The sequence below is a fragment of the Sporichthya polymorpha DSM 43042 genome, assembly GCF_000384115.1.
GTDB lineage: Bacteria > Actinomycetota > Actinomycetes > Sporichthyales > Sporichthyaceae > Sporichthya > Sporichthya polymorpha.
The window spans coordinates 965,998-981,179 of record NZ_KB913029.1; the positions used below are offsets into that span (position 1 = coordinate 965,998).

At 71.7% G+C, this 15,182-nt stretch carries 18 protein-coding genes; 12 read left to right on the forward strand and 6 right to left on the reverse strand.

Annotation, left to right across the window (positions count from 1 at the left end):
• The 8 genes from SPOPO_RS27760 to SPOPO_RS0104775 all read left to right on the forward strand — a co-directional run bounded on the left by SPOPO_RS27760 (position 1) and on the right by SPOPO_RS0104775 (position 6,204).
• Complete coding sequence (locus SPOPO_RS27760; RefSeq protein ID WP_019873635.1) at positions 1-453, forward strand: chemotaxis protein CheW; 453 nt, start codon at positions 1-3, stop codon at positions 451-453.
• Positions 454-501: 48 nt separating this feature from the next.
• Positions 502-2,448 carry a methyl-accepting chemotaxis protein gene (locus tag SPOPO_RS32390; RefSeq protein ID WP_019873636.1) on the forward strand — a complete coding sequence of 649 codons (1,947 nt, stop codon included), beginning with the start codon at positions 502-504 and terminating at the stop codon, positions 2,446-2,448.
• A gap of 82 nt (positions 2,449-2,530) precedes the next feature.
• Positions 2,531-3,661 carry a chemotaxis-specific protein-glutamate methyltransferase CheB gene (gene cheB, locus SPOPO_RS0104745; protein WP_019873637.1) on the forward strand — a complete coding sequence of 377 codons (1,131 nt, stop codon included), beginning with the start codon at positions 2,531-2,533 and terminating at the stop codon, positions 3,659-3,661.
• On the forward strand, positions 3,658-4,497 hold the full coding sequence (locus tag SPOPO_RS0104750; RefSeq protein ID WP_019873638.1) for a CheR family methyltransferase: 840 nt from the start codon (positions 3,658-3,660) through the stop codon (positions 4,495-4,497). The genes cheB and SPOPO_RS0104750 overlap by 4 nt, the downstream gene beginning before the upstream one ends.
• The gene (locus tag SPOPO_RS0104755) at positions 4,497-4,874 is read left to right on the forward strand and encodes a response regulator (protein WP_019873639.1); all 378 of its coding nucleotides are present in this window, start codon (positions 4,497-4,499) and stop codon (positions 4,872-4,874) included. Before SPOPO_RS0104750 ends, SPOPO_RS0104755 begins: the two co-directional genes overlap by 1 nt.
• On the forward strand, positions 4,871-5,347 hold the full coding sequence (locus SPOPO_RS32395; protein WP_019873640.1) for a chemotaxis protein CheX: 477 nt from the start codon (positions 4,871-4,873) through the stop codon (positions 5,345-5,347). The genes SPOPO_RS0104755 and SPOPO_RS32395 overlap by 4 nt, the downstream gene beginning before the upstream one ends.
• Entirely contained in the window at positions 5,344-5,706 is a 363-nt protein-coding gene (locus tag SPOPO_RS0104765) for a response regulator (RefSeq protein ID WP_019873641.1), read from the forward strand. Before SPOPO_RS32395 ends, SPOPO_RS0104765 begins: the two co-directional genes overlap by 4 nt.
• A 12-nt stretch (positions 5,707-5,718) precedes the next feature.
• Complete coding sequence (locus SPOPO_RS0104775) at positions 5,719-6,204, forward strand: hypothetical protein (protein WP_019873642.1); 486 nt, start codon at positions 5,719-5,721, stop codon at positions 6,202-6,204.
• 9 nt (positions 6,205-6,213) lie between these two features.
• On the opposite strand, the gene csrA is transcribed toward SPOPO_RS0104775, so the two are convergent.
• Positions 6,214-6,453 (reverse strand): carbon storage regulator CsrA, encoded by a 240-nt coding sequence (gene csrA, locus SPOPO_RS35830; protein WP_425424121.1) that lies wholly within the window; start codon positions 6,451-6,453, stop codon positions 6,214-6,216.
• 150 nt (positions 6,454-6,603) lie between these two features.
• A complete protein-coding gene (locus tag SPOPO_RS27775; protein WP_019873644.1) occupies positions 6,604-7,560 on the reverse strand; it encodes a PfkB family carbohydrate kinase in 957 nt (318 codons plus the stop codon).
• 30 nt (positions 7,561-7,590) lie between these two features.
• On the opposite strand from SPOPO_RS27775, the gene SPOPO_RS27780 reads away from it, so the two are divergent.
• On the forward strand, positions 7,591-8,139 hold the full coding sequence (locus SPOPO_RS27780; RefSeq protein ID WP_019873645.1) for a shikimate kinase: 549 nt from the start codon (positions 7,591-7,593) through the stop codon (positions 8,137-8,139).
• Here the strand turns inward: SPOPO_RS27780 and SPOPO_RS0104795 are convergent.
• From SPOPO_RS0104795 to flgN, 4 genes are read right to left on the reverse strand one after another with little or no spacing between them, the layout of a single operon-like run.
• Positions 8,093-8,530 (reverse strand): flagellar assembly protein FliW, encoded by a 438-nt coding sequence (locus SPOPO_RS0104795; protein ID WP_019873646.1) that lies wholly within the window; start codon positions 8,528-8,530, stop codon positions 8,093-8,095. The two genes, SPOPO_RS27780 and SPOPO_RS0104795, sit on opposite strands and share 47 nt — an antisense overlap.
• Positions 8,527-9,423: a flagellin N-terminal helical domain-containing protein gene (locus tag SPOPO_RS0104800; protein WP_019873647.1), complete on the reverse strand. Its 897-nt coding sequence runs from the start codon at positions 9,421-9,423 to the stop codon at positions 8,527-8,529. The genes SPOPO_RS0104795 and SPOPO_RS0104800 overlap by 4 nt, the downstream gene beginning before the upstream one ends.
• Before the next feature lie 3 nt (positions 9,424-9,426).
• Positions 9,427-10,830 carry a flagellar hook-associated protein FlgK gene (flgK, locus tag SPOPO_RS0104805; RefSeq protein ID WP_019873648.1) on the reverse strand — a complete coding sequence of 468 codons (1,404 nt, stop codon included), beginning with the start codon at positions 10,828-10,830 and terminating at the stop codon, positions 9,427-9,429.
• Complete coding sequence (gene flgN / locus SPOPO_RS0104810) at positions 10,827-11,327, reverse strand: flagellar export chaperone FlgN (protein WP_019873649.1); 501 nt, start codon at positions 11,325-11,327, stop codon at positions 10,827-10,829. The genes flgK and flgN overlap by 4 nt, the downstream gene beginning before the upstream one ends.
• Before the next feature lie 271 nt (positions 11,328-11,598).
• Here flgN and SPOPO_RS27785 point away from each other — a divergent pair, with 271 nt between their 5' ends.
• From SPOPO_RS27785 to fliD, 3 genes are all read left to right on the forward strand, one after another.
• Entirely contained in the window at positions 11,599-12,426 is an 828-nt protein-coding gene (locus SPOPO_RS27785; RefSeq protein WP_019873651.1) for a sigma-70 family RNA polymerase sigma factor, read from the forward strand.
• Between the two features lie 100 nt (positions 12,427-12,526).
• The gene (locus tag SPOPO_RS35835; protein ID WP_019873652.1) at positions 12,527-13,753 is read left to right on the forward strand and encodes a flagellin N-terminal helical domain-containing protein; all 1,227 of its coding nucleotides are present in this window, start codon (positions 12,527-12,529) and stop codon (positions 13,751-13,753) included.
• Positions 13,754-13,863: 110 nt separating this feature from the next.
• Positions 13,864-15,180: a flagellar filament capping protein FliD gene (gene fliD / locus SPOPO_RS0104825; protein ID WP_019873653.1), complete on the forward strand. Its 1,317-nt coding sequence runs from the start codon at positions 13,864-13,866 to the stop codon at positions 15,178-15,180.
• The last annotated feature ends 2 nt before the right edge of the window (positions 15,181-15,182 follow it).

Here is a 15,182-nt window from a genome sequence, read left to right on the forward strand (position 1 = left end):
ATGAATCAGCCCCGTCAGCTCTGCACCTTCACCGTCGACGACCTCTACCTGGGCGTGGACGTCATGGAGGTGCAGGAGGTCATCCGCTACCAGGAGATGACCGCCGTGCCGCTCGCGCCCGAGGTCGTGCGCGGCTTGATCAACCTGCGCGGCCAGATCGTCACCGCCCTCGACCTGCGCCGGATGCTCGACCTCCCGCCGCTGGAGGGCGACGAGCTGCCGACCAACGTCGTCATCCGCGACGGTGCCGACGAGGCGGTCAGCCTGCTCGTCGACCAGATCGGCGACGTCGTCGACACCGACCCAGCCGACTTCGAGCCGCCCCCGCCGACCCTGTCCGGCCCCGCCCGCGACCTCGTGCTCGGCGCCTACAAACTCCCGCACGCGCTGCTCCTCGTGCTGGACACCGAACGCGTTCAGAACTCCCAGCGACCCGCCGCGGCGCGGGTCTGACCCTCCCTCATACCCCACCGCATTCGCCCGCCCTCCCGAGGAGAATCGATGTCCAGCACCACCGCGAACAACCGGGCCCAGTCCGTGCCGGCTCCTGCCCGCGGCGGCCGCCCGGCTTCCGCCAAGGCCAAAGCCGCGAGCGCCGAGCTCGACCTCGCCTCGCTCCGCTCGGTGATCGACAACGTCCCGTCGCGCGTCATGCTCTGCGACCGCGACCTGGTCGTCCGCTACGTCAACAAGGCTTCGATGGAGGGGCTGAAGGAGCTCGAGGAGTTCCTCCCGATCTCGGCCGACGAGATCCTCGGCGCGAACATCGACATCTTCCACAAGAACCCGGCGTTCCAGCGCGGCATCCTCGCCTCGCCGGAGAATCTCCCGCGCAAGAACTACATCCAGGTCGGACCCCAGACCCTCGACCTCGCGGTGCAGCCGATCTTCGACGACAACGGCGTCTACGTCGGCGCGATGGCGTCGTGGGAGAACGTCACCGAGCAGCTCGCCACCGAGGCCGCCCGCCGCGACGCCGAGATCGACGCCACCGCCGTCAACAAGGTCCTCACCGAGCTCGCCGCCGCGCGCAGCAACGACGAGGCCGTGCAGCTGGCGCTCGACTCGGTGCGTGAGGCCTACGGATGGGCGTACAGCTCGTTCTGGTCGCTCGACCCGGCCGACCAGTCGCTGAAGTTCGCGCAGGAGTCGGGCAACGCCGGCGAGGAGTTCGCCCGCGTCACCCGGACCGCCTCCTTCAAGGAGGGCGTCGGCCTCTCCGGTCGCGCGTGGAAGAACCGCGACCTGTTCTTCACCCCGGACATCGGCGAGATGACCGACTGCGTCCGCGCCCCGATCGCCCAGCGTGTGGGCGTGAAGTCCGGCGTCTGCTTCCCGATTCTCGTCGACGGTGACGTCGTCGGCACGATGGACTTCTTCATGCTCGAGACGCTCGAGCCGACCCCGCAGCGGCTCGACGCCCTGCGCAACGTCGGCCGTCTGGTCTCGCAGGCGATCGAGCGCATCCGCAAGGAGGAGGCCGACCGCGCCGCGGGCGAGGCGCTCCGCGCCCAGGTCGACCAGATGCTCGACGTCGTCTCCGCGGCCGCCGCCGGCGACCTGACCCGCGACATCACCGTCTCCGGGGACGACGCGATCGGGCAGATGGGCGAGGGCCTGTCCGCGTTCCTCGGCACGCTGCGCTCGTCGATGTCGGAGATCGGGCAGACCGCGCAGGCGCTGGCCGCCGCGGGCGAGGAGCTCTCCGCGGTGTCGGAGCAGATGATCTCCAACGCGACCTCCACGTCCTCGCAGGCCGAGTCGGCGTCGGGGATCTCGTCCGAGGTCGCCTCGAACATCGAAACGGTCGCGACCGCCGCCGAGCAGATGACGGCCTCCATCGCGGAGATCGCGCGCAACGCCTCCTCCGCGGCGGACGTCGCGGGGCAGGCCGTCGACGGCGCCGCATCCGCCAACCGCACCGTGTCGAACCTCGGCGACTCGTCGCAGGAGATCGGCAAGGTCATCAAGGTCATCACCTCGATCGCGCAGCAGACCAACCTGCTCGCGCTCAACGCGACCATCGAGGCCGCGCGCGCCGGCGAGGCGGGCAAGGGCTTCGCGGTGGTGGCGAACGAGGTCAAGGAACTGGCCAAGGAGACGGCCCGGGCGACCGAGGACATCTCCGGGAAGATCGAGGCCATCCAGGCCGACACGACCTCCGCGGTCACCGCGATCGGTCAGATCTCCACGATCATCAACCAGATCTCGGACATCCAGAACACGATCTCCTCGGCCGTCGAGGAGCAGACCGCGACGACGAACGAGATCGCGCGCAGCGTCTCGTCCGCCGCCAGCGGCTCCGGCGAGATCTCCCGCAGCATCGGCACCGTCGCCGAGGCCGCCCAGAGCACCCGGCAGGGCGCCGAGGACAGCCAGCGCGCCGCCGCCGAGCTCGCGGCGATGGCTGCCGAGCTCCAGCGGCTCCTCGGTCAGTTCCAGTTCTGAGACCAGGCACCGATCCCCGGCCGTTGACAAGGGGTGACACCCCTTGTCAACACCCCCGCCCCTCTCCCGCAGGAGGAACCACATGCCACCGATCCGCGTCCTCGTGGTCGACGACACCGTCGTCGTCCGCCGGCTGGTCGCTGACGTGATCGCCGGGGCCGAGGGCATCGAGGTGGTCGGGACGGCGGCACACGGGCAGCTCGCCCTGGACCAGATCCCGGTCTGCAAACCCGACGTCGTCACCCTCGACGTCGAGATGCCGGTGATGGACGGGCTGACCACGCTCGCGGAGATCCGCAAGCGGTGGCCGAAGCTGCCGGTGATCATGTTCAGCACGCTCACCTCGCGCGGGGCGTCGGCGACGCTCGACGCCCTCGCGCTGGGTGCGAACGACTACGTCACGAAGCCCACGGCGCTGCGGGACCGGGAGGCAGCGTTGGCCGCGGTGCGGTCCTCGCTGGTCCCGCTGCTCAAGCTGTGGGGCCGGGTCGGTGCCGCGGACGCTCGGCGGGCTGCCGCCGGGCCGACCGCGGCGCCGGCCCCGGACCTGACGGTCCTGCCCGCAACCCCCGCGCAGCGCCGGCCGGAGCTCGACGGCCGCCCGCCGCTGGGCGTCGTGATCGGCGTCTCGACGGGCGGCCCGGTGGCGCTGTCCACCGTGGTTCCGGCGCTGCCGGTCGACCTCGGCGTGCCCGTGGTGATCGTCCAGCACATGCCGCCGGTGTTCACCAAGCTGCTCGCTGAGCGGCTCGACGCGGCCAGCGCGCTCGACGTCGTCGAGGCGGCCGATCTGATGCCGCTGACGCCGGGCCGGGTCTACATCGCGGCCGGCGGCTTCCACCTCACGATGACAACGGTGCGGGGTATGCAGGTGCTGCGCCTCGATGACGGTCCGATGGAGAACTCCTGCAAGCCGGCCGTCGACGTGACGCTGCGTCACGCGAAGGCGTTGTGGGGTCCGCGGACCCTGACGGTGATCCTCACCGGCATGGGCAGCGACGGACTCGCCGGCGCGCGGGACCTCCGTGCCGCCGGCGGCCGCGTGATCGCCCAGGACGCGGAGACCTCGGTCGTCTGGGGCATGCCCGGCGCGGTGGCCAAGGCCGGCGTCGCCGACGCGGTGCTGCCGCTGGCCCGGATCGCGCCGACCATCGTCGACGCGGTGCGCGGCGCCAGACCCGCCGTCCCGACGGCCGCCGGGGGGATCAGATGACCTCCACCGTCACCGAGGCCACCGCCGCGGACCTGAAGATCGTCGCGCAGTTCGTCGAGGGCCGCTCGGCGATCCTCTGCCCGGAGGACAAGTACTACCTGTTCGAGGCGCGACTGCGTCCGGTCCTGCGCAAGCACGAGCTGCCCGGCCTGGCCGAGCTCGCCGCCGCGCTGCGCACGGGTCCGCCGCCGGCGCTGGCCGAGGCCGTCATCGAGGCGATGACCACGAACGAGACGTCGTGGTTCCGCGACGTACACCCGTTCGACGCGATCCGCACCGGCATCCTGCCGGAGCTGATCGCCGCCCGGCAGGGCACGAGGAAGCTTGCGGTCTGGAGCGCGGCGTGCTCGACGGGGCAGGAGCTCTACAGCCTCGCGATGATGCTCGACCTCCAGTTCCCCGAGATCGCGGGCTGGGACGTCGCGCTGCACGGCACCGACATCAACCTCGAGGTGGTCGGGCAGGCGAAGTCCGCACGCTACTCGGCACTCGAGGTCAACCGCGGGCTCCCGGCCCAGTACCTCGCGCGGTACTTCGAGCGGGAGGGCGCGTCCTACGTCCTCGCCGAGCGGATCCGGTCGCGGGCGACGTTCACCCAGCTCAACTTCGTCGGGCCGTGGCCGGTGCTCCCGCGCTTCGACCTCGTGCTCTGCCGCAACGTGCTCATCTACTTCGACATCGAGGTCCGGGCGCGGATCGTCCGCAAGATCCGCGACACCCTCGCCCCCGGGGGCTACCTCGTGCTCGGCAGCTCGGAGACGTCCATCGGAGACGTCGACGGCTTCACCCGCGTCGTGTTCGGGCGCACCACCGTCTACCGAAAGGAAGCCCGCTGATGCTGGCCATGGTCATCGACGACTCCCGGGCGATGCGCGCCATCCTCCGCCGGATCGTCACCGAACTCGGCTTCGAGTGCACCGAGGCCGGCGACGGCCAGGAGGCGCTCGACAAGATGCGCGCCGGTGAGGTCCCCGAGCTCTGCCTCGTCGACTGGAACATGCCTGTCCTCGACGGGCTCTCGTTCATCCAGGCGGTCCGCGCGACCGCGGAGTGGCGCAACATCACGCTGATGATGGTCACCACCGAGGGCGAGCAGGCGCAGATCGTCCGTGCCCTCGCCGCCGGCGCGCACGAGTACGTCATCAAGCCGTTCACGCCGGACGCCATCGAGGACAAGCTTCAGCTGCTCGGGCTGGTGGGGGTGCGCGCATGAGCGCACTGCTGCTCGCGTCCGACGAGCTGCGCGGTCTGGTCGACGACATCTGGACCTCGCTGTTCGAGACCCCGCTGGACCAGGACGCGCCGATGCCGGACGACCCGGTCACGGCCTTCGTCGACATCAGCGGCGGCTGGCAGGGCCGCGTCCTCGTCGCGACGACGACCGAGGGCGCGCTCGCGCTCGCCGCGCACATGCTCGCCGTGCCGGAGTCGATGGTCCGTGAGACCGACCTCGCCGACGCGATCGGCGAGCTCGCGAACATCGTCGGCGGCTCGGTGAAGTCGTGCGTCGACGGGCAGTCGACGCTGTCGCTGCCGAACGTCTCGCGCTTCGCCCCCGGTGCGCCGGGGCCCGACGCGCTGCAGGTCCTCGCGACCTGGCACCACCACCCGCTGTGCATCCGGGTCGCACCCGCGCGCCCGTTGATCCCCGCCCGGCGAGCCAGTTCTGAAGGGAGCACGTCGTGAAGGTCCTGATCGTCGACGACAGCCGGGTGATGCGCCAGATCGTGTCGCGCACCCTCCGGCAGGCCGGCTTCGACGACCTCGATCTGGTCGAGGCCGAGAACGGCCGGCAGGGCTGCGAGCAGGTGCGCGCCGAGCGTCCCGACCTCGTCCTGTCCGACTGGAACATGCCGGAGATGAGCGGCATCGAGTTCCTGCGCAACCTCCGCAGCACCGGGGACCAGACTCCGTTCGGCTTCGTGACCAGTGAGGGCACCGCCGAGATGCGCGAGACCGCGACCGCCGCCGGGGCCCTGTTCCTCGTCGCCAAGCCCTTCACGCCCGAGGCGTTCGCCGAGGTGCTCTCCCCGGTCCTCGGTTAGGAGTTCGCGACAATGGCCACCCTGGTTCTGCCCAGCCCGAAGGACGTCCGCGACCTCGTCGAGGGCCTGCTCGGGCGGGACGTCACGGTCTCCCCGGGCCGCCCGGTCGTCCCGACCGCCGACGTGCGGGCGGGCGTCGGCGTCTACGTCGACGACAACCTCACCCTCGCCGCCGCCGCGGCCGCGGACCTCCCGTTCTGCGCGTTCGCCGGCAGCGCCCTGGGCCTGATCCCGGTCGCCCACGCCGAGGGCGCGTCCGAGGAGGGCCTGACCCCGGCGATGTGGGAGAACTTCGCCGAGATCCTCAACGTCGGCGCGGCCCTGCTCAACCGCGACGGCGCCGCCCACCTGCGGCTGTACTCGACGACGTCCCCCGCGGAACTTCCCGCCAACGACGTCGGCGAGCTCCTCCGCGGGTTCGGCAACCGCATCGATCTGACGATCGACATCGCCGGCTACGGCTCCGGCTCGCTCTCGATCGTCCGCAAGCCGTTCTGACGCTCGGGGTCAGTCGTGCATCGGCGGCGGGATCTTGAGGTGCTTGCTCAGCTCCGCCTCGGCGGCGGGGTCGGCGCCGGCGGCCTCGCGGTTGGCCTGCTCCAGCGCCCGGTAGACCTCTTCGCGGTGGACCTTCACGTCCCGGGGCGCGTCGATCCCGATCCGGACCACGTCCCCACGCACCTCGAGCACCGTCACCACGATGTCCGAGCCGATCATCACGCTCTCGCCCTGGGAGCGACTCAGCACGAGCACCCCTGGTCCCCTTCCCTGGGAGGCGGCGGCTCTTCCGTGCGCCGCGCCGTCTGTCCGTGAGCTTAGGGGACATTGCCCTGGCGTCCGACGATCTGGTCGCTGTTGCAGCCACTTCTTCGGACGCATCGCTGTCAAGAAAGGGTGTCACCCTTTCTTGACGGGGAGGGGGCGGACCCGGTCGAGAACAGCCGCGAGGACGGGGGCGAGGGCGGCGGGATCGGGGTACGACTCCTGGCTCCCGTAGGCGGTGACGGCGCAGGTGGAGGCGGCGACGGCGTAGGCCGCGGCGTCGAGGGTGGAGCGACCGCCGAGCAGGGCGACGGCCAGGGCGCCGGCGAAGGCGTCCCCGGCTCCGGTGGCGTCGACGACCTCCACCGCGGGCGCCTCGATCAGCGTCACCCCGTCGGCGGAGGCGGTGACACACCCACCGTCCGCGAGCTTGACGTGGACGACGCCCGCGCCGCGCTCCCGCAGCGCCTCCGCGGCACGAGCCGCGTCCGCCGAGCCTGAGATCTTCACCCCGGTCAGCTCCGCCGCCTCGGAGTGATCGGGCGTCAGATGGTCGGTCAGCGCCAACAGCTCGTCGCTCACCCGCGACGGGGGCGCCGGGTCGAGCACCGTCACGAACCCCCGCTCCCGGGCCCCCTCCAACGCCGCCCGGACCAGCGCGACAGGAATTTCGCAGTCGACGGTCACGACACTGCCGTCGGGGGCGGCGTCGACCTCGAGCGCGACCTTCGTCTCGTCCTCGCCCCACGCGTCGTTGGCGTTGGGCACCCGCAGGATCGTCTTCGCCCCGTCGGTGGGGACGACGATGCTCGCGTACCCGGTCGGGCCCGGCCGTCGGCGCACGGCGCGCAGGTTCACGCCCGCGTTCTCGGGGCCCCGCAGCGCCTGGGCGGCGAGGTCGTCGTCCCCCACCCCGGCGAGCAACCGTGCCGGCGCCCCGAGGCGGGCGGCCAGCACCGCGCGGTTCCCGGCCTTGCCGCCCGAGGTCCGCAGCAGCGAGTGCGCGGCCAGGCTCCCCGGGCCGGCCGGCGAGCTCTCGGTCCGGACGACGAAGTCGGCGTTGACGCTGCCCAGCGCGAGAACGGCACCCATGACCACCCCCTACCCGGGTAGCAGGAGGGAATGGGCAGCACACGACGGATTGCGCTGGTCGGTCTCATGGGCAGCGGCAAGACCACGGTCGGCGAGGCGCTGGCACAGCGGCTCGGCCTGGCCTACCACGACAACGACCGCGAGCTGGTCGCGCGCTTCGGGGAGTCCGCCGCCGGTCTGACGGCCCGTTACGGTCTCGACGCTGCGCACGCGGCGGAGGCGGCCGTGCTGCTCGACGTCCTCGCGGTCGACACCCCGGCCGTGATCACGGCGGCGGCGTCGACGATCGAGAGCGCCGCCTGCCGGCGGGCCCTGGCCGAGCGCGCGTTCGTCGTGTGGCTCCGGGCCGACCCGCAGCACCTGGCCGCGCGCGCGACCGCCGGCGCCGGCCGTCCCTGGGACGTCGACGTCGAGGCCCAGCTCCGGGCGCAGGTACGCCGGCGCCACCCGCTCTACGAGCGGGTGGTCGACCTGACGACCGACACCTCGGACCTCGATCCGAACCAGACCGTCGACGCGTTGCTGCGCCGCATCAAGCGGCGGACAACGCGGCCCTTAGCGGCAGTTCCGGGTCACTGAGCACGACCTGCGCCGCGCGCAGGGTCACCGTGTTGACGATGATCGGCGCCATCAGGTTCGCCGTCGCGTCGGCGATCGACGCCCCGGCGTTCACGATGACGAGCACGAGCGCGTCCTCGGCCCGGGTCAGGCCGAGCGTCTCGGCCCAGTCGTCACTGATCTCCGGGGCATAGTCGGGGAACACCGGACCGGGCGGCATGACCAGGAACCGCACCTCGCGGTCCTCCAGCGACTGCAGCGCACACACGATCGACGCGGGGTCGATCTCGGTGAGCACGAAGCTCCGGTGCCCCGGGAATCCCGCGATCGGACCGACGAACTCCAGCGCCGGCACAGCCTCGGCCTCGGTGCCGGTCTGAGCTTCGGAAAGCATCTCCACCGCCGCGGTCATCGGAGGAAGTCCACGAGCGAAGGGGTGACGACCCGTTCGGTGGCGGCCAGCGCCGCCTGCTGCGCGACCTGCGCCAGCGAGAGCTCGACGAGCGTGGCCGGCAGGTCGACGTCCTCGACGTCCGACAGCGAGGCCTTCAACGTCAGGATCCGGTCGTCGGCGGCGGTACGCATCTGCTCCACGCGGTTGTAGGCGGCGCCGACCTCCGCGACCTTGCCGGCGATCCGCTTCATCGCCGAGTCGAGGTCACCGAGACCGGTGTTCAGCGCGGCGTGGTCGCCGGCGCGGAGGGCGGTCGAGATGTCGTCGAGGACGGTGAACAGGTCCGCCCCCGCGGGCCCGAACACCTCCGGACCGGTCTGGTCGACACGCACCGTCGCGTTGGCCCCGACCGTCCGCAGGATCGGCGGGGAGGCCGCCGGACCGACGTAGGTGCCGGACGCGTCGTACGCCTGCACCCCACCCGTCGTCCCGCCGAAAACGGGGCGGTCGAGGTAGCGCGTGTTCGCCAGGCCGATCAGGCCCTGCCGGAGCTGGTCGATCTCCGCGGCCAGCGCCTCGCCCGAGTTGGCCGAGGCCGCGCCGGAGTTCAGGCCGGTCAGCGTGAGGTCGCGCGCGCGCCGGACGGACGACAGCGAACTCGTCAGGCTCTGGTCGATGGTGCCGAGCCAGCCGAGGCCGTCGTCGGCGTTGCGCGACCACTGCGTGTTGTCGCGGATCTCGGCGCGCATCTGCATCGCGGAGACCGTGCCGGTCGGGGAGTCCGACGGCTTCGAGATCAGCTTGCCGCTCGAGAGCTGCTGCTGGATGCCGCTGAGCCGGGTCAGGTTGTTCTGCAACCCCGCCAACGTGGTCGTAGCGATCGAGCGCTGGGTGATGCGTCCGATGGTCATGCGTTACCTCCCCACCAAGCCGGTGCGGTTGATCAGGACGTCGAGCGCCTCGTCGATCGCTGTGATGACGCGCGCGGCCGCCTCGTACGCGCGCTGATAGCTGAGCAGGCCCACCATCTCCTCGTCGACGTTCACCCCGACCGCGGACTCCAGCGCGGCTGCCGCCTGCGTGGAGACCGACGCCTGGATCGACTGCCGGCGGTTCGCCGCCTGCGCCGCCGCTCCGACGTCGACCACCAATCGGCGGTAGACGTCGTCAGGTGAGCTCGCACCGCGACCGATCTCGGCGAGCACGGACGCGTTGCTGCCGTCGAGCGAGGGATCCGGGTTCGGCGCCTGCGCGGAGGCCGCGACCATCCGCGGGTCCGTCACCAGGTTCGCGATGTCCTTCGCGGTCGCCGTCGCGGAGAACATCGCGACGCCGGCGTTGCCGTCGAGGTCGTAACCCGCGGCGTGCGCGGCGTTGACGGTGTCCCGCAGCGCGAACGCGACCGCGTCGAGGTCGTCGGCGTACTTCGGGATCGTGACACCGAGCGCCTCGACCTGCCCGCCGATGCTGCCCCCGAGCACGGCCGGCGTACCGATCGACGTCCACGTGACCGACGGTGCCGGGCTTGGGCCGGAACGCAGGTCGGTCATCGACGTCGCCCCACTGACCGCCAGCGTCTCCGCCCGGTCGCCGCGGACGAGCGCGATCCCGCCGAGGTAGACGTCGATCGTGCCGTTCTCGCCCGCCCGCGCGACCGCCCCGGTCGCCTGCGCGAGGGAGTTGATCAGCTGGTCCCGCTGGTCGCGCAGCTCGTTGACCGGGATGCCGGCCTGCGTGCTGCGCAGGATCGCCTGGTTCAGCTCGGCGACGTTCGCCGCCGTGATGTTCACCTGGTCGACGGCGACCGCGAGCTGCTCGCGCCCCGCCGACCACTGGGTGTCGAGCTTGAGGTGCGCGGCGCGGAAACCGTCGGCCGCCGTCGTGGTGCGCGCGAGGAGCTGAGCACGCGCGGCGAGGTCGCCGGGCCGGTTCGCGACGTCGTGCCACGCGGCCCACAGGTCCGAGAGCTGCGAGGCGATGCCGGTGTCGCCGGGCTCCCCCAGCACCGACTCGACGCCGGCCATCGTGGCCTGACGCGCCGTCAGCTGAGAGAGCGTCCCGGACTCGCTCCGGGCGCGCGCGGTGAGGAAGTCGTCCGAGAGGCGCGCGATGTCCGTGACGCGGACGCCGCCCCCGCCGCCGTCGTAGGTCGCCCACAGCGCCGGCACCTCCGGCGCCCCGACCGACTGCTGCACGACCCGCTGCCGGGTGTAACCGTCGGTGTTGGCATTGGCGATGTTCTGGCCCGTGACGTCCAGACCGCGCCGCGCGGCCTGCAGGCCGGTGAGCGCGGTGGACAGGCCCGAGAAGCTGGTCACAGGGCCTCGTTGATCAGCCGGGCCCGGGGAACCGAGGCACTGGCCGCGCCGCTCGGGGAGTAGGTCGGGACGTCGTCGCCCTTGGAGTTCAGGGCCATCAGCATCCGGATGGTCTCCTCCGTCGCCTGCTTGCCGGCGGTGATCAGGTCGCGGTTGCTGTTGGCGAGCGCGGTGATCTCGGCGGTCAGGGCGTGGAAGGACGTGCGGTGGTCCCGCAGGATGCCGGCCCACGGCTCCGCGCAGGCGTCGGCGAGGGCGGCCAGGCTCGGGTTCGGCGCCAGGCCGAGCGCCTCGGCGGCCTCGTCGACGGCGGTGGCCCGGGCGAGTTCCGTGCGGCGGATCTCCGCGAGCACGATCTCGACCTCCTTCGTCGCACGCGCCAGCCAGCGTGAGCGGCCTGATGTGAGGACGAGCTGCTCCTCCTCGAGCTTGAACAGCAAGAGCTCCAGAAGCTCGCGCTCGCGCCAGAGAATCGTGGAGACCTCGGCGAGACCCATCGCCCTTCACCCTTCACCGGTGTCGTGTCAGGGGACCTATCGGCGCGGTTCCACCCCACCTGAGGGGAACCGCTCCGGCGTGTCGCTCGGGACTTTGGTCCCGAGTTCTCGGCACAAAACGGGCACTACGGAACGTGACCGGACACGGGCGGTGACCTGGGCCTTCAGTCCCGGGCCTTAAGGGGCCGAGAAGGCCCTCGTGACCAACTCTTTGCTTTCCCCCACCGCGACGCCGCTGCCCCCGTCGGCCCGCTCGATCGACGAAGAGGCCATGGTCCGCGAGAACCTTCCGCTGGTCGGCTACCTGGTCTCGGAAGTTCTCGCGAAGGTTCCCGCGCACGTGTCGCGCGCGGAGCTGACCTCAGCCGGTCTCGCCGCCCTGGCGTTCGCCGTCCGCGCCTACGACGAGGACCGCGGCGTGCCGTTTCCGCGGTTCGCGAGCATCCGCATCCGCGGCGCCCTCATCGACGAGCTGCGCAACACCGACTGGGCGTCCCGGTCGGTCCGCGCGAAGGCTCGCCGGCAGGAGGCGGTCGTCGCGCAGCTGACGACGGAGCTCGGCCGCACGCCCACCGACGTCGAGCTGGCGACCGCCCTGGGCGTCGAGGTGTCGGAGATCGCCGACGGCCGGCACGACGTCCACCGCGCCGTGGTTCTCTCCCTCGACGGCTTCGCCGACCCGGAGTCCGTGGAGACCCTCGCGCCCTCCTCCGAGGCCGGCCCCGAGGACCAGCTGCTCGCGCACGAGCGCATCGGCTACCTGCACGACGCGGTGCTGACGCTGCCGGAGCGGCTGCGCATCGTGGTCACGCAGTACTACTTCGAGGAGCGCCCGATGGCGGAGACCGCCGCCCAGCTGGGCGTGACGGAGTCCCGCGTCTCGCAGATGCGCGCCGAGGCTCTGACTCTCCTGCGCGGCGGCCTCAACGCCGCCCTGACCGAGGAGCGGCCGGCGCCGACCGCCGCGTCCACCGGACGCGCGGCCAAGCGGCACGAGGCGTACTACGCCGCCGTCGCGGCCCGCAGTGACTACCGCTCGCGCCTGTCCGCGCGTCCGGTCGACACCCGTCCGCGGACGGGCGAGCAGAAGACCGCCTGACTCCTCAGGTTTCCGCTTCGGCGGCCGAAATCCTCGGTGTCGGGCCACGGACGGCCCGCATCGATCACCACCGCTCATCCCATTCGGAAAGGACTCCATCATGGGACTCCGCATCAACCAGAACATCTCGGCGATGAACGCCTACCGCAACCTGTCGGTGACCTCGGGTCAGATGGAGAAGTCGCTCGAGCGTCTCTCCAGCGGTTTCCGCATCAACCGCGCCGCGGACGACGCGGCCGGCCTGTCCATCTCCGAGGGCCTGCGCTCGCAGATCGGTGGCCTCAAGGTCGCCGTCCGCAACAGCCAGGACGCCATCTCGGTCGTCCAGACCGCGGAAGGTGCGCTGACCGAGACCACCTCGATCCTGCAGCGCATGCGTGACCTCTCCGTCCAGGCCGCCAACGGCGGCAGCCAGGACGCGAAGGCCCAGGCCGCGGCCCAGACCGAGTTCGCCCAGCTCCAGGGCGAGCTGGACCGCATCGCCAAGACCACCTCGTTCGGCGGCCAGAAGCTGCTCGACGTGGGCGTCAACGGCTCCACCGGGTACAGCGGCAACTTCCAGGTCGGCGCCAACAACACCGCTGACGACCGCATCGACGTCGCCCTCACCGCGGCGGCGTTCGGCACGGCCGTCTCGGCGTCCGCCGCGACGGCGGCCACGGTCACCGGCGGCCAGGCCGTGCCGGCCACCTACACCGGCGGCACCCTGACGTTGTCGGTCGACGGCGGGGCGTCGTTCAACGTCACCGTCGCCAACGACGCCACCGCCGCGACGGTGGTCACCGCCATCAACACGGCGTACCAGACCGCGACCGGCTCCTCCGGGAACATCGCGAGCCAGGCGGCCAGCGTGATCACGCTGACCTCGGAGACCACCGGCTCGTCGTCCAGCATCAACGTGCTGGCGGCGTCGACGGACTCGCTCACCACCGCGCTCGGCCTGGCCGAGACCTCCACGGCGGGCGCCGCCGCGGTGCTCGGCACCGCGACCGGGTTCGACAGCGCCGGCCTCGGGGTGAACTCGGCGTCGCTGAGCAGCACCGCGAACGCGCGGTCGGCGATCGACGTCGTCGACAACGCGATCAAGAACGTGTCGACCGCTCGGGCGCAGCTCGGTGCGTACCAGAACCGGTTCGAGCACACGATCAACAACCTCAACGTCGCGGTGGAGAACCTGTCCGCGTCGGAGAGCCGGATCCGCGACACCGACATGGCGTCGGAGATGGTCAACTTCACCCGGAGCCAGATCCTCTCCCAGGCCGGCACCGCGATGCTGGCGCAGGCGAACTCGGCGCCGCAGGGCGTGCTGCAGCTGCTCCGCGGCTGATCGCGCCGGTCGTCCCGTAAGACGCGCGACGCCCCGGGGAGGGGGCCACACCTCCCCGGGGCGTGCGCACCGCTCGTGCAGTGCTCTCCCAGTAGCCGAAGGAGGTCCCGATGGCCGGTATGTCGGTCGACGGACTGATCAGCGGGCTGGACACCACCTCGTTGATCAACCAGCTCGTCCAGGCCGAGGCGGCGCCGCAGACGTCGCTGAAGAACAAGGTCAGCGAGGCCCAGGCCGCCGTGTCGGCCTACCAGAGCATCAACACCCGCTACGCCGCGCTCGCGACGGCCGCCGAGGCGATCGCCGACGCCGACACCTGGACCACGCCGGTGACGTCGTCCTCGTCCGGGTCGGTCAAGGCGAGCAGCACCGCCACCGCGGCCCTCGGCCGGCTCGACTTCGACGTCACCTCCGTGGCGCGGTCGCACTCGCTGGCGACGGGGACGTTCTCCGACATCAACGACATCGTGCCGACCTGGCCGGTCGTGCTCACCGGGGACAAGGGCGGGATGGCGTTCGCGATCACCGCGACGGACAACTCGGTCTCCGGCCTGATCAACGCGATCAACAGCGCGACCGGCGTCAACGGCGCCTCGCTCGACCTGCAGGCCACCGTCGTCCAGGTCGCCCCCGGCACGTACCGGATCCAGGTCAGCGCGAAGGACACCGGCGAGGCGAGCCAGTTCACGCTCGACGGCCTCGGCGCCACCAGCGTCGTCCGCACCGGCACCGACGCCGAGATCGACCTCGGCGGCGGCCTGACCGTGAAGTCGTCCACCAACACGTTCACCGACGTCCTCCCCGGCACCACGTTCACCGTGAGCAAGGAGGAGACGGGGGTGTCGGTGTCCACGGCGGTGACGGCGGCGTCGATCGCGGACAAGGTCGCCGCGATGGTCAACGCCGCCAACGCCGCGCTGGCCGAGGCCGCGAAGCAGTCGGCCTACGACACCGCGAGCAAGAAGGGTGCGCCGCTGGTCGGCGAGGCCACGATCCGGACGCTGCAGTCGCAGACGCTCGGGGCGGTGGACGTCGTCTCCGGCGCCGGCTCCCCCGGCACCGCGGGCATCGGGCTCGATCGCAACGGCCGCCTGACCTTCGACCGCGCGCGCTTCGTCGAGCTGATGGGGGAGGACCCTGCGCGGGCCCAGGCCCTCGCCGCCGGCGTCGGCGCCTCGCTCGCCGCGGTCGCGAAGGGTGCGACGGACTCGACGTCCGGCTCGGTCACCCTCGCCATCCAGGGCCGGGACGCCGCCATCAAGGACCTCGGGACGCGCATCGAGAACTGGGACACCCGGCTCTCCGCCCGCAAGGCCGCCCTGGTGCGGCAGTTCAGCGCGATGGAGACGGCGCTCTCGTCGCTGCGGAACCAGTCGTCCTGGCTCTCCGGCCAGCTCTCGTCCCTGCCGACGTGGGGCTCGTCGTGACA

Coding starts and splice junctions, on each gene's coding strand:
- SPOPO_RS0104750 (WP_019873638.1), top strand. CDS start 3,658: ATGACCTCCACCGTCACCGAGGCCACCGCCGCGGACCTGAAGATCGTC.
- SPOPO_RS27780 (WP_019873645.1), top strand. CDS start 7,591: ATGGGCAGCACACGACGGATTGCGCTGGTCGGTCTCATGGGCAGCGGC.
- cheB (WP_019873637.1), top strand. CDS start 2,531: ATGCCACCGATCCGCGTCCTCGTGGTCGACGACACCGTCGTCGTCCGC.
- SPOPO_RS0104775 (WP_019873642.1), top strand. CDS start 5,719: ATGGCCACCCTGGTTCTGCCCAGCCCGAAGGACGTCCGCGACCTCGTC.
- SPOPO_RS0104795 (WP_019873646.1), bottom strand. CDS start 8,530: ATGACCGCGGCGGTGGAGATGCTTTCCGAAGCTCAGACCGGCACCGAG.
- SPOPO_RS0104755 (WP_019873639.1), top strand. CDS start 4,497: ATGCTGGCCATGGTCATCGACGACTCCCGGGCGATGCGCGCCATCCTC.
- SPOPO_RS0104800 (WP_019873647.1), bottom strand. CDS start 9,423: ATGACCATCGGACGCATCACCCAGCGCTCGATCGCTACGACCACGTTG.
- SPOPO_RS32395 (WP_019873640.1), top strand. CDS start 4,871: ATGAGCGCACTGCTGCTCGCGTCCGACGAGCTGCGCGGTCTGGTCGAC.
- flgN (WP_019873649.1), bottom strand. CDS start 11,327: ATGGGTCTCGCCGAGGTCTCCACGATTCTCTGGCGCGAGCGCGAGCTT.
- fliD (WP_019873653.1), top strand. CDS start 13,864: ATGGCCGGTATGTCGGTCGACGGACTGATCAGCGGGCTGGACACCACC.
- SPOPO_RS35835 (WP_019873652.1), top strand. CDS start 12,527: ATGGGACTCCGCATCAACCAGAACATCTCGGCGATGAACGCCTACCGC.
- SPOPO_RS27785 (WP_019873651.1), top strand. CDS start 11,599: ATGGTCCGCGAGAACCTTCCGCTGGTCGGCTACCTGGTCTCGGAAGTT.
- SPOPO_RS27760 (WP_019873635.1), top strand. CDS start 1: ATGAATCAGCCCCGTCAGCTCTGCACCTTCACCGTCGACGACCTCTAC.
- SPOPO_RS27775 (WP_019873644.1), bottom strand. CDS start 7,560: ATGGGTGCCGTTCTCGCGCTGGGCAGCGTCAACGCCGACTTCGTCGTC.
- SPOPO_RS32390 (WP_019873636.1), top strand. CDS start 502: ATGTCCAGCACCACCGCGAACAACCGGGCCCAGTCCGTGCCGGCTCCT.